The organism is Saccharicrinis aurantiacus (genome assembly GCF_947489045.1).
Classification (GTDB): domain Bacteria; phylum Bacteroidota; class Bacteroidia; order Bacteroidales; family Marinilabiliaceae; genus Saccharicrinis; species Saccharicrinis aurantiacus.
In genome coordinates, this window is the sequence record NZ_CANLCN010000008.1 from 161,339 (window position 1) to 173,427 (window position 12,089).

Consider the following 12,089-nt stretch of genomic DNA (forward strand, 5'->3'; position numbering starts at 1 on the left):
TTTACTATGAATTTATACAAGTTTAGCTTTTTAATAATCCTTACAATTATACTGTTTTCGTGCGAAAAGGAAGATGGAATAAGTAAAGAAACCAAGGGTATAAATAAGTTTGTTTACGATTATATGAACCAATATTATTATTGGACAGAAGATATGCCCTCAACAAACCCAATGAGTCAAGCTGATTCTAAAGAATATTTTAATAGCTTATTATTCTCATCAATCGATAAATGGTCTTTCATCACCGATGATTACCAAGGTTTAGTTGATTATTTTAATGGCGTACAAAAAGATTATGGATACTCTATACGCCCATACCTTTGGGAGCAAGGTTCAACAAAAGTAGTTGCTTGTGTTGAGTTTGTTTATCCTAATACTCCTGCTTCTGATGCCGGTTTAAAAAGAGGAGATGTTATTATAAATATTAATGGTGAAGAACTAAGTACAGATAACTATCAAGAGTTATATTCTAGTAATTCAATTCAGTTAGGTTTTGGAAGAATTACTGAAGATAATGAGCTTCAAACACTAAACGAAGAAGTTAACTTAACTGCTGAAGTTATTAGTATTAACCCGATTTTGAAAAGTACTGTTTTTGAGATGCGCACAGGTCAAACAATTGGATATTTAGCTTATACCTCGTTTATCGATAATTCTGATAAGGATTTAGAACAGTTATTCGCTAATTTTAAGTCTGCAGGTATTGATGAACTGATATTGGATTTAAGATATAATGGGGGAGGTTCAGTAGCCACTGCAAATCTGTTGGCGTCAATGATTGGCCCGTCAGATATAGCAGGTAAGGTTTTTATCAGAACAGATTACAACAAATATTTTAAAGAGTATTTTGATCAGAATTACCCTAATGACGAAACGGTATACATTGATAGGTTTGAAGGGAGTGCAAATAACCTTGACTTAAGTAGGTTGTATGTGTTAACAACACCTTCAACAGCATCAGCTAGTGAAATGGTAATGTATACTTTATCGCCATACATGGATGTTATTCAAATTGGGGAACAAACTCACGGTAAATATTACGGTTCAGTAACATTAGAAGATGAGGAACGTGATCATGGTTGGGCCATTCAACCAATTATTATGCGGGCTGAGAATGTAGATAATTCAATAGATTACTCCATTGGGCTAAAGCCTGATATTGAAATGCAAGATGATGTATTTACATACTCAGAATTAGGAAGTTTCGACGATAAAATGGTTGCTGTAGCAATTAATGAGATTACAAAAGAATCGAGTACTGCCGAGTTATTAAAATCAACTCAAAAAGGACGTCAGGTTACAACAATAGATAAACCTAATTCGCATCCTTTACAGAAGGACATGCATATTGTTCTGCCAAAGTAAAAGATATTAAAATTAAAAAAATGAGAGTTATTTTCTGTTGAAATAACTCTTTTTTTATACCCATTAGCCTTTAGGGTTACAGTTTTGATAACCTCCTTCAATAAAGGAATTAAATTTTAAGTGATTTTTTTAAACTAAAAAGCTTTTTACTTGTATACTGTATTAAACAAAATAATATGACAAACTTCTCAGATAAATATAACAAAGCAATACAATTGATTGATGAGGCCTATAAAGGCGATAAGGATAAAGTTAAACTAGACGGCGAAATATATCCTAAGGAGTATTTATACGCACTGCGCATGGTTAAAGAGTTAAAGGCATTTAATTCAGAGGCTAGCGAAGAAGTATATCTGGCAGCGCGATGTCAGCATCTATTTAGATGGGAAATACCACGTAATTCTTACCCTATGGATAGAAAGGGTTATCATGCCTGGAGGACTTTTCTTTATACATATCAGGCTAAAAAATCAGCTGAAATCTTAAACAAAATTGGATATAGTCAAGAGTCGCAATTGCAAATATCTTCAATGATTGAGAAAAAGAATCTGCAATCAGATAGCAATAGTCAGTTACTTGAAGATGTAGTTTGTTTGGTATTTTTAAAGTATTACATTAATGATTTTATTGAACAGCATAAAGAAAATACCGATAAACTGAAGCGAATTATCTTAAGTACTTGGTTAAAAATGAGTGATAAAGGGCACGAGGCGGCCTTGGGTATTAATTTTGAAGAAAGTGTAAAAAAATTGATATTAGAAGCTGTTAGTTAATTACTATACAGATTATTTTTAGTGATATATGAATAGGCATTTTTGGGTACCAAAAAACCGTAGTTTTTTCCTTCTAAAATGCCTTTTCTTATTCTGGTAGAATCAATATTGAAAACTGGCGCTTCAACAATATCAAGGTTAGGAACCTTGTCGTGATTTATGATTGGATATCCTGGTCTCGGGTACACAATTATATTGTGGTTCTTAATAATCTCATCTATATTCTTCCATTTCATTAATAATTCCAGATTATCTGATCCCATGATTATTGAGAAATTATTATCGGGATGTAGTTTACGTAATTCGCGCAAAGTAACGTAGGAGTATGATGGAGAAGGAAGTTCTTGTTCTATAGCACTAACCTTAAACTTAGAATAATTATTGACACAAAGCTCCAACATAGTAATGCGGTGCTTTGTATCAATTAAATCGTTACTCTTTTTAAAAGGGTTTTGCGGACTAACCACAAACCAAATTTCGTTTAAATTACTATTCTCAACAATATAATTTGCTAAGGCTAAGTGCCCAATATGAACAGGATTAAACGAGCCAAAAAAGAGGCCAATATTATTCATTTTAGTCATTTATAAACTTAGTAAGTAATTGCTCCGTTTCTAAAACGGCACTTTCTAAATCATTATTAATTACAATATGATCAAAGCCCGATGCATAAGTTAGTTCTTCTTCAGCCTTATCAAGGCGTTGTTGAATAACTTCTGGAGAATCAGTAGCTCTACCTTCTAATCTGCATTTAAGTTCTTGTATTGATGGTGGCTGTATAAAAATAGCTAAAGCCTCATTGCCATACATTTTTTTAAGATTAAGCCCGCCAACAACATCTAAATCAAAAACAATGTTAAAGCCCTTGTTAGTTATGCGCTCAACTTCACTTTTTAAAGTACCATAGTATTTGTCGGTATATACTTCTTCCCATTCTAAAAGCTCATTTGCTTTTACCTTAGTTCTAAATTCATCTGGGCTTAAAAAGTAATAATCTTTACCATGTTTTTCTTCTCCTCTAGGCTTTCTAGTAGTGGCCGAAATAGAAAACTCCATTTTAAAATCTTTATCAAGTAAACGTTTTACAATTGTAGTTTTACCTGATCCTGATGGAGCAGAAAATATAATTAATTTTCCTTTTCTCATGTAGTGTGCTAAATATTTGGTGAGTTATAGAATATTTAAATTCTGTTCTTTAATTTTTTCCAACTCATCTTTCATCTGAATTACTAATTTCTGAATTTCAGCATGATTGGCTTTAGAACCCATGGTGTTAATTTCTCTTCCAATTTCTTGGGCAATAAAACCGAGTTTTTTACCCACTAGTTCTTCCTTTTCAACTGTTTCAGTAAAATAATCAAGATGATTTGTTAAACGCACTTTCTCTTCTGTTACATCTAACTTTTCAAGATAATAGATCATCTCCTGCTCAAATCTATTTTGATCGATGGTAATTTTATCTTTGAGTTCGTTTAGTTGATCTAAAATGCGGGTGCGAACTTTTTCAATGCGTTCCGTCTCATAAGGCTCTATTTGAAGCATTAATGAACGTATGTTTTCTATTCGTTCAACAATATCAATTTTTAAAACTTCACCCTCTTGGGCTCTAAATTCGTTGATATTAGAAAGAGCTTCTTTAAAAGAGGTGAAAATTAACTTCCACTCTTCTTCATCCAATTCATTCTGTTCAATTTTAACCGTATCGGGTAAAGGCATTATTGTTTTTAAGATATCAGCGTTATCGCTTAATCCTAGTTTATCTGAAATAGGTTTAATTTGATTATAGTAATTTTCAATAACTGGCGCATTTATTATTGCATTTTTCTCAGACCCATGAAAATCTATATAAAAACCAACATCTACTTTTCCTCTTCCTATTTGGCTCGATAGTTCATTACGTAATACTAAATCCTTTTGACGGTATAGGTTTGGTAAGCGCATGTTTACATCTAACTGCTTACTATTTAAAGATTTTATTTCAATGCTAATCTTTTTATCTGGTAATTCACAAATGGCTTTACCAAACCCTGTCATCGACTTTATCATATTCCTATAATTTCTAATTTATCGCACAAAGGTAACCTTTTAAAGTAAAAATATTCAAAAAAAAATAAATGCGTTTATGCCAACAAATACAGGGCTTTATAGATGTATATCGAATATTTTGTTTATGTTTTTATAAAAAAGATTAAACAAAAATATTATTTCAGGGTTCTACTATCGAACTTATTAAATTGCTTTTCAAGCGCGCAGAAAAAGTCAATTTAACGCATATATAAATTTTACCTAGTTGTGAGTACAGAAAATTAGAACTCATTACTACTAATTTCTTTGAAAACGATAAAATTGAGAACGATGAAAACTTTACAATTAAAATGGTACTATGCGATTATTGCAATGTTTATTTTAAATATAACATTTGTCTCGTGTGATGACGATGATGATCAGGAAATACTTCAAGAAATGATTGAGGACGAAGTTGAGGATGTGGTAGGTAATACTATTGTTGATATAGCAGTTGCAAGTAGTGATTTTTCAATATTAGTTGAAGCTCTAACAAAAGCTGATTTGGTAAGTGCCTTAAACGGTTCAACTGAGTATACTGTATTTGCTCCAACTAATGATGCTTTTAAAATGCTGTTAGAAGAATTAGGATTAAATTCATTAGATGATGTCCCTGAAGATCAGTTAAAAGCAATTCTGTTATATCATGTTGTATCAGGTAAAAACACTTCAAGTAAATTAATGTCCGGTTACTACAGCAGTATTAGTTCTAAAACCGATATGTATAATTATTCAATCTACTTTAATAAGGATGATTTAATGGTTAACGCGAGGGCAAAAGTTACACAGCCTGATATAATGGCTGATAACGGTGTAATTCACGTAATAAATAAGGTAATACTTCCAGCATCAATTACAGATCATGCAATTGCTAATAGTGGTCTATCAAGTTTAACGGCTGCTGTTGTTAAGGCAGATCTTGCAGCTACTTTGGATGATGATTCGAATGATTTTACAGTCTTCGCTCCAACTAATGATGCTTTTACTATGTTGTTTGAAGATTTAAATGTAACGCTTGATGACTTATCGAAAGAGGCTCTTACGCCTATATTATTACATCACGTTGTAAATGCTTTTGTACCTGCTGCTAATGTACAAAGTGGATATGTGAACACATTATCAATGGGGCAAGGTAATTATTTAAGTGCTTTAATTAATGTTTCCGATGCTGGTGTAATGGTTGATAAAGCAATGATTGTGTTAACTGATGTGGTGGCTACAAATGGAGTTATACATGTAGTTGATAAAGTTATTATGCCTAGCAATGTAGTAGATTTAGCTATTACAAACCCAGCTTTTTCAATTTTAGTTGAAGCCGTTGTTAAAGCAGATCTTGTTGGAGCATTAAGTGGAGAGGGACCTTTTACAGTATTTGCACCAACAAACGCAGCATTTGAGACCTTATTCCAACAATTAAATGTAAGTGGTATTAGTGACCTGTCTAAAGAAGCCTTAACTCCAATATTATTGGCTCATGTTGTTGCTAAGAATGCTCAAAGCACTAATTTGGTAAATGGATATGAGAACACTTTAAATGGAGATAAATCATTAATGATAAACATAGATAACGGTGTAACAATTGATGGTGATATTAATTTGATTATAGCTAATGTTCAAGGTACAAATGGTGCGGTACACGCCATTGATAAAGTTATAGTACCATAGATTGTTTAGTTTTGATGCAATATGTAGGCATATATGCTTGCATATTGCTTCTTTGATATCACATTTGATGTTACGCATTTAAACCTTTGATTATGTTTTGTAATCAAAGGTTTTTATTTTGCTGAAAGTTTGTTTTGTTTTCTTGAACAAAATGTACGAAAGCCTTGTTTTTATTTAAGAATTAGGCTTATTTAGCAAGGATACCCTTTTAACATAGCACATCAATATGGGAGTATATTCAATAAAAGATCTTGAAAAGATATCAGGAATTAAGGCACATACAATACGTATTTGGGAACGGCGATATGGAGTAATTGAACCTCAGCGGAGCGATACTAACATAAGAAAGTATAGTGATACTGATTTAAAGCGAATTATTAATATCTCGATTTTAAATCAGAATGGTTTAAAAATATCAAAAATTGCACGTTTAAGTAGCGAAGACTTAAAGCAGAAAGTATTAGATATATGCACTGATGTGGATAATTCTAATGTGCAAATAGAAAGTATGGTTGTGTCAATGCTGGAGTTAAATGAAAGTAAGTTTAATGAAGTATTGAATAATAACATTAGTAATATCGGTTTCGAAGCTGTTGTAGAGAGCATTCTGTTTCCTTTTTTAGATAGGATAGGAGTGCTTTGGCAAACAGGAACTATTACACCTGCACAAGAACATTTTATAAGTAATTTGGTTAGACAAAAGCTTATTGTGGCTATTGATAAGCATATGGATACTCCTAAAAATGATAAAAGAATTACCTTCTTTCTTCCGGAAAATGAATTACATGAAATAGGCTTATTATTTTATAGTTTGATTGCTCGAATTGATGGCTATAATGTTGTTTACTTAGGGGTTTCTGTTCCTTTTGAAGATATCCAACAAGTGAATGAAATTCAGAAGGCAGATGTATTTTTTACATCATTGGTTAATGCACCCACCAAAAAAGAAATAAATAAGATACTACTAAGGTATACTGAGTCGTTTCCTGATACACTGCTCATAGTTACCGGTCATCAGGTAAAAATGCATCAAAATGAAATTCCAGATTCTATTCAGGTAATATCATCATCAAAAGAATTTAGGGAATGTTTAAGTAGGCTTTAAATGAGTTAGTTAGTTGGGGATGTTGAGTTTAATTAATGTTAAATATTTAATTAATTTTTTGAAACATAGCGAATGGAACAATTTGTTTTTTAACTTCGTTTTTATCAAATAGAATTACGATATTTTAAAGCATTAAATATAAAACAATTATAGCTATGAAGCAGATTTTAATTGGTAAAGGAATTGGCGAGATACGTTTTGGTATGTCACGTGAAGAGGTTAAGAAAATTCTTGGTGAACCAGATGAAGTAGATCAATTTGCAAGCAGTGAAGAAGCTGATGATAATACAGAGGCTTATCATTACGACGAATTGGAATTGTCAGTTTCTTTTGATGAAATTGATGATTGGAAATTAGGTTCAATTGCTATTAGTAATGAAGACGTTGAATTTGAGGGAATGAAATTAATTGGCGTTTCTGATAATGAGTTAGAGGCTAAGCTATCAACAATTGATATGGGCGAGGCTGAGCGTGAAGATGTTTCATCTCCAGAATCTCCAGATCATGAGGTTTTATCTTTTCCACAAGCTAGTATCAATTTTTGGATTGAGAATGGGCAGCTTTCAGAGATTCAATACGGACCACTTTGGGATGAGGATGCAGAAGAGCCAGTTTGGCCTTAAGAATTTAATATATTATAAAAGGGGCTAACAGCCCCTTTTTTTGTTTCATATCTTTATACTAAAACCTTTACTACAACCTTCTTTACCGGTTCTGATTTTTCTATCTCAGCACCTGGGGCATGAATATCTGTAGGGAAGAATACCGCAAACATACCTTCAGAAACTTTTATATAGTCAACATCAGCTTTATAAAAAACTAAATCTTTTTCGGTATCATATGGCGTACTAACATCTTGATCTTCGAGAGGAGCATAGCCCATATATTCACTGCCCTTTACAATATATTGTATGTCGAGATAACGTTCGTGAGCTTCGGGTCTAGCATCTTCCTTTTTCTTTGTGTTATACTCGCTAACAATGGCAAAAATTTCATCACCCTCTACATTGTATTTGCCAGGTTCAATTGTTTCAAAATCAATTTCCTCTAAAAACTCAAATGCCTTTTTAATTCTATCGTTTAAATATCGATAGTGTTTTACATTGTCTAAGCTATCTATTATCATAATATTAAAAGTTAAATTATTGTTGGATATTACAACCAAAGATATCACTTTAGTATTATTTTAAACTTCCAGTCTATAATATTTTCGAATATGATTAAAAAAGATTTTATACTACGTTTAGTCGAAGAACTTGCTAAAGCTATTGCAAAAATTCTGCATTTATTGAAAGATAATGATGTAACTGAAGCACAAAGAATGTATGCACACAGTTTCGGGTTACTCAAAGATATTGATGAAGATAATCTGCTACAGGCAAATGTTGAAGATTTTTATAATCAATTATCGGCCGAGAACGGTGATGTTGAAGGCTTATTTCAGAGCTTGTCAGAACTTTTGTTTATGGGAAGTAAAATTTATAAACGAGAGGGGAATCTGACTAAAGCAAAACTAACTAATGCTAAAGCATTGGAAATATTAGAATACATTGATTCAATCTCTTCCAATTACTCAATTGAGAGAAACAATCTGATGGCTCAATTACGTGCTGAATAGTTTACCTTTTTACAGCACTTGCTTCATTCATAATTTTATTACTAACTGCACCAATATTATATAATAAACGGAGTTGCTGACGCTCTTCTGAAACATCTAGCTCATTAATTTTATCTTTTAAAGTTACCAAAAGTGGTTTTAACGAAATATCTGCGTTTGACCTTGAGTTATTGCTTATCAGATGAGATGTTTCTACTAAAGTATTCTCGATATGCTGTGCTGTATCATGGAAAATATTTTGTTTAATATGCAATATATCTCTTTGGGCTCCCAAAGCAGAAACGTACGATAATAATGCATGGTTTAAGTAGGTTAAAGTAAAAGCCTGATCCATAACTTTGCGTTTCTTATGAGGTTCAACACGCATGCTTCGCCAGGCTAATGTTAGTTCATTATCGGCCTTGTGAGCTAATCTTCGGGCCAAACGATAATCATAGTCATCGTCAGATTTTGTGTTTTTATCATTCAGCTCATTAAGTATGGTATGAAAATAATTGGCATTTTTATCTAAGGCATCTGCCAAAAGTTTTGGAACTCTTTTATACTGCCAATTAGGCCACAAAAACCTCACGGCTAAAAAGGACAATAAAGCACCAATTACGGTATCTATGGTACGAGGAATCAGAATTTCCATCCCAGCAGAGCTGGTTAAATTGTTGGCACTTAGTACATAAATAGTAATAAATACAACTGCGTATGAATATTTATTTCGTAGGTACAAAAAGAAGAAAAATGCACAGGATAGCATTAGTAACATTTGTCCTAAGTCGGTCGGCAATAGTTGTATAATGCTAACACCAATAACAACACCACTTATCGTACCTAAAATACGCTGAAATAAACGCTGTCTTGTTTCTCGGTAGGTTGGTTGACTAACAAAAAGAGAAGTCATGTAAATCCATTCTCCTTTCTCAAGCTCAAGAAAGTAGTTGAGTAAAAATCCTATAGTAAAGCAGAAGCTTAAACGTATGGCATAACGCATTCGCGGATGACTAAATCGTAATTGATCTTTAATACGTTCTTTAACCGTTCTTTTATCTTGTCCTAATCGTGGTATCGAAGTACTCCTTTCGGGAGTGTTTAGGTTTTTTAGCGATACATGAGAACGGGACAAATTGTGTAATAATAAGATAAGAAGTTGTTGGTCTTTCTCAGGAATTTTTTCAATCTCAAATTCGAGTGCATTTACAATCCAACCGATAGAAACCGGATGGTTGTACTCTTGTCCGGTTAGCATATTCTCAGCCACTAACTCTGCAGCATGACTTAATTGATGCAGTAATTCTGAAAAGCCTTCAAGTAATTCTTTATATTCAATTTTATTGCCCAGTCGTTCGTATTTCTCATGACTCGATGCAGCTCGCTCATGTAAGCTTTGCAATAACATAAATCTTTGAAGGTAAGGAAGAAGGTCCTTTTGATCATCAACCTCGTGGCTGTATATATTTATTACTTCTTTGCATTTTTCAAGAGCATTAACCACTTCCACGTTTAATAGGGCAAGTTTGTTACCTATATCTACTTGTTCGTTTGTGCTGCTTGGGAATAATTTCGATTTTTCTTCTAGATACTTTGATAATGCAATAAAGCCCATCGAAAGTTGCTCATCAAGTAAGCGCCACGGTTTTCTATATAATAAAAACAGAGATATTAATCCGTAAAATAATGCGCCAGAACATAATAGAAATGGTTGCACATACCAATCTAGGTCGTTATCGTAACCAAGCATGGCATAAATACCAATTAATATGGCACCGTAAGAAATTCCTCTGTAGCGTTCGCTAATACCTCCAATTATAACAAAAACAATTGTTGAGGCAATAAAGCCAAAACCAAATATTAAAGGAAAAGGTTTTAAAAGAGTAACCGAACAGGTGGTTATTGCAAAACTTATAATAGTGGTTATAAGGGCTTTTAATCGTCCGCGCGGGTGGTCATCCGTTTCAGATAGGGCTGCAGCCACAACACCTAATGCTAGTGTTACTGCAATGTAAGCATGGTTGGTTACAATAAAAGGCAATACCAAAGCAAACATTGCTGTTACTACTTTAAGTGCAGTAAGTCTGTTGGGATGACGCCAAAACTCAGTTTTCAGATTTAAGTACCAGGCTGTATTTTTAAATTGTAACATATAAAACATTAAAAAAGGCGATGCAAAAATATAAAGAATTGTAGGTGAATTATGCTTCTTTAGGAAACTTTCTTTCAGAATATATCATTAAAAGAATTGCAAAGGCAAGCAATACTATACCCACTGCATAAGTAAACCCAAAACCCATTAATTCATATAATTTAATACCTATTATAGGAGCAAATAGTGCTCTGAAACCAGTTAAGAAAAGATGTACACTCTGAAAATCGGCTGCCTGATTTGGCTCACAAAAATAGCTACTGCCAATACCCCACAATAAAGGCATACTTCCCATAAATAAACCGTTAAAAACCACTGCTATTAAAAGCATATGGTATATTTTTAGTCCAACAATATCAAAATTTGTACTTACAACTTCTGAGATACCAGTAAAGGCTATAAATAACATTAACGAACCAAAAGTAATAATACCGAATCTACGAGGGTCCATATTACCAATAAGTTTGCCGAATAATGGGAGCACTAAAATGGCGACTAAGTTATAGGCATTATTATAAAATGCAACAGAGGAATAATTCAATCCTAAACCAGTATCATAAAATATGGTAATTACAGCATGGGTACTCATCCATGCAAAACCATATAACATAAATCCAATTTCAAGATGCCTAAAGGGGATGTTATTCTTAAGGATGTCAAATATCCTTTTGAAAGAATCTCCTAGAGCTTGCCATATAGGAGTTTGAATAGGTTCAACTTGATGTTTGAACTCAATTTTTGTTAATTGAAAAATTGATATTACGCCTAGTATACCAACTGCAGGATAGAAAATTCTGTAGGAATCTGCATTCCAATCTAATAATAATCCAGCCCCAGCTGTTGAAACCATCATCAGAATTTTATTTACAGTAGTGGCGTACCCAAAGAGTTTGCCAAAATTACGGTGTTTGTAATTCCCTTTTAAATATTGATTGATAGAGGGTATTACGGCAATTTGAGATGAATAAAAGAGAAGAAATACACCAAGGAATAAAATATGAAAATGGTTTGATAAACCCTCAGGTACTATGGCTGGGAAAAATGCAAAAGTGATTAACGGTAGACGGGCAATTAAACCAACGGTGCGCAGTAACTTTTTTCGGTTGGGATAGCGACGCATTATTTCATTGGCAAGCATGGCAAACAAAAATACCACCATGCTAAATTGAAATAGAAATGATAACTGAACGTTAGATCCTTTTAATGATTTTATAAAGATAAATTGGTTTAGGATAAGTGCACCACGCACTAAACCATCTAAGCCACTATAAAGTAGATGTAATTTAAAGGCTTTTCTTTCATTAGTATCTAGTTTCTGTAATATTCCCATAATGAATTTAAGTAGGCTGCAAAGCTACTCAAATTCAA

12 protein-coding genes are annotated in these 12,089 nt (G+C 32.9%); 6 read left to right on the top strand and 6 right to left on the bottom strand.

All coding sequences use genetic code 11. From position 1 onward, the window contains the following. Positions 1-6 precede the first annotated feature (6 nt). Together QMO11_RS11350 and QMO11_RS11355 are read left to right on the top strand one after the other, a co-directional pair. Positions 7-1,365 (top strand): S41 family peptidase, encoded by a 1,359-nt coding sequence (locus tag QMO11_RS11350; RefSeq protein ID WP_282037403.1) that lies wholly within the window; start codon positions 7-9, stop codon positions 1,363-1,365. 176 nt (positions 1,366-1,541) lie between these two features. Continuing rightward, positions 1,542-2,138 (top strand): DUF4202 domain-containing protein, encoded by a 597-nt coding sequence (locus tag QMO11_RS11355; protein WP_068472384.1) that lies wholly within the window; start codon positions 1,542-1,544, stop codon positions 2,136-2,138. Here QMO11_RS11355 and nadD read toward each other — a convergent pair. The 3 genes from nadD to QMO11_RS11370 are packed head-to-tail and all read right to left on the bottom strand — an operon-like array spanning position 2,135 to position 4,184. Further along, on the bottom strand, positions 2,135-2,713 hold the full coding sequence (gene nadD, locus QMO11_RS11360) for a nicotinate (nicotinamide) nucleotide adenylyltransferase (protein ID WP_282037404.1): 579 nt from the start codon (positions 2,711-2,713) through the stop codon (positions 2,135-2,137). The genes QMO11_RS11355 and nadD overlap by 4 nt on opposite strands. A gap of 1 nt (position 2,714) precedes the next feature. Continuing rightward, positions 2,715-3,284, bottom strand: coding sequence for a guanylate kinase (gmk, locus tag QMO11_RS11365; RefSeq protein WP_282037405.1), 570 nt, complete (start codon positions 3,282-3,284; stop codon positions 2,715-2,717). Between the two features lie 24 nt (positions 3,285-3,308). Then, a complete protein-coding gene (locus tag QMO11_RS11370; RefSeq protein ID WP_282037406.1) occupies positions 3,309-4,184 on the bottom strand; it encodes a YicC/YloC family endoribonuclease in 876 nt (291 codons plus the stop codon). Positions 4,185-4,493: 309 nt separating this feature from the next. Here QMO11_RS11370 and QMO11_RS11375 point away from each other — a divergent pair, with 309 nt between their 5' ends. The 3 genes from QMO11_RS11375 to QMO11_RS11385 all read left to right on the top strand — a co-directional run bounded on the left by QMO11_RS11375 (position 4,494) and on the right by QMO11_RS11385 (position 7,595). Next, positions 4,494-5,867: a fasciclin domain-containing protein gene (locus QMO11_RS11375; RefSeq protein ID WP_282037407.1), complete on the top strand. Its 1,374-nt coding sequence runs from the start codon at positions 4,494-4,496 to the stop codon at positions 5,865-5,867. A gap of 226 nt (positions 5,868-6,093) precedes the next feature. Beyond that, a complete protein-coding gene (locus QMO11_RS11380; protein WP_282037408.1) occupies positions 6,094-6,972 on the top strand; it encodes a MerR family transcriptional regulator in 879 nt (292 codons plus the stop codon). A 155-nt stretch (positions 6,973-7,127) separates the two neighbouring features. Then, positions 7,128-7,595, top strand: coding sequence for a hypothetical protein (locus QMO11_RS11385; RefSeq protein WP_068472374.1), 468 nt, complete (start codon positions 7,128-7,130; stop codon positions 7,593-7,595). A 53-nt stretch (positions 7,596-7,648) separates the two neighbouring features. Here QMO11_RS11385 and QMO11_RS11390 read toward each other — a convergent pair whose 3' ends face one another. Further along, a complete protein-coding gene (locus tag QMO11_RS11390; protein WP_068472372.1) occupies positions 7,649-8,098 on the bottom strand; it encodes a NanQ anomerase/TabA/YiaL family protein in 450 nt (149 codons plus the stop codon). 90 nt (positions 8,099-8,188) lie between these two features. Between QMO11_RS11390 and QMO11_RS11395 the strand changes: the two genes are divergently transcribed. Then, positions 8,189-8,590 carry a hypothetical protein gene (locus tag QMO11_RS11395; RefSeq protein WP_282037409.1) on the top strand — a complete coding sequence of 134 codons (402 nt, stop codon included), beginning with the start codon at positions 8,189-8,191 and terminating at the stop codon, positions 8,588-8,590. A gap of 1 nt (position 8,591) precedes the next feature. Here the strand turns inward: QMO11_RS11395 and QMO11_RS11400 are convergent, their stop codons facing one another. Together QMO11_RS11400 and QMO11_RS11405 are read right to left on the bottom strand one after the other, a co-directional pair. Next, positions 8,592-10,721 (bottom strand): FUSC family membrane protein, encoded by a 2,130-nt coding sequence (locus tag QMO11_RS11400; protein WP_282037410.1) that lies wholly within the window; start codon positions 10,719-10,721, stop codon positions 8,592-8,594. Between the two features lie 49 nt (positions 10,722-10,770). After that, positions 10,771-12,051: an MFS transporter gene (locus QMO11_RS11405; RefSeq protein ID WP_282037411.1), complete on the bottom strand. Its 1,281-nt coding sequence runs from the start codon at positions 12,049-12,051 to the stop codon at positions 10,771-10,773. Between the last annotated feature and the right edge of the window lie 38 nt (positions 12,052-12,089).

Coding starts and splice junctions, on each gene's coding strand:
- QMO11_RS11380 (WP_282037408.1), top strand. CDS start 6,094: ATGGGAGTATATTCAATAAAAGATCTTGAAAAGATATCAGGAATTAAG.
- QMO11_RS11390 (WP_068472372.1), bottom strand. CDS start 8,098: ATGATAATAGATAGCTTAGACAATGTAAAACACTATCGATATTTAAAC.
- gmk (WP_282037405.1), bottom strand. CDS start 3,284: ATGAGAAAAGGAAAATTAATTATATTTTCTGCTCCATCAGGATCAGGT.
- QMO11_RS11370 (WP_282037406.1), bottom strand. CDS start 4,184: ATGATAAAGTCGATGACAGGGTTTGGTAAAGCCATTTGTGAATTACCA.
- QMO11_RS11375 (WP_282037407.1), top strand. CDS start 4,494: ATGAAAACTTTACAATTAAAATGGTACTATGCGATTATTGCAATGTTT.
- nadD (WP_282037404.1), bottom strand. CDS start 2,713: ATGAATAATATTGGCCTCTTTTTTGGCTCGTTTAATCCTGTTCATATT.
- QMO11_RS11355 (WP_068472384.1), top strand. CDS start 1,542: ATGACAAACTTCTCAGATAAATATAACAAAGCAATACAATTGATTGAT.
- QMO11_RS11385 (WP_068472374.1), top strand. CDS start 7,128: ATGAAGCAGATTTTAATTGGTAAAGGAATTGGCGAGATACGTTTTGGT.
- QMO11_RS11395 (WP_282037409.1), top strand. CDS start 8,189: ATGATTAAAAAAGATTTTATACTACGTTTAGTCGAAGAACTTGCTAAA.
- QMO11_RS11405 (WP_282037411.1), bottom strand. CDS start 12,051: ATGGGAATATTACAGAAACTAGATACTAATGAAAGAAAAGCCTTTAAA.
- QMO11_RS11400 (WP_282037410.1), bottom strand. CDS start 10,721: ATGTTACAATTTAAAAATACAGCCTGGTACTTAAATCTGAAAACTGAG.
- QMO11_RS11350 (WP_282037403.1), top strand. CDS start 7: ATGAATTTATACAAGTTTAGCTTTTTAATAATCCTTACAATTATACTG.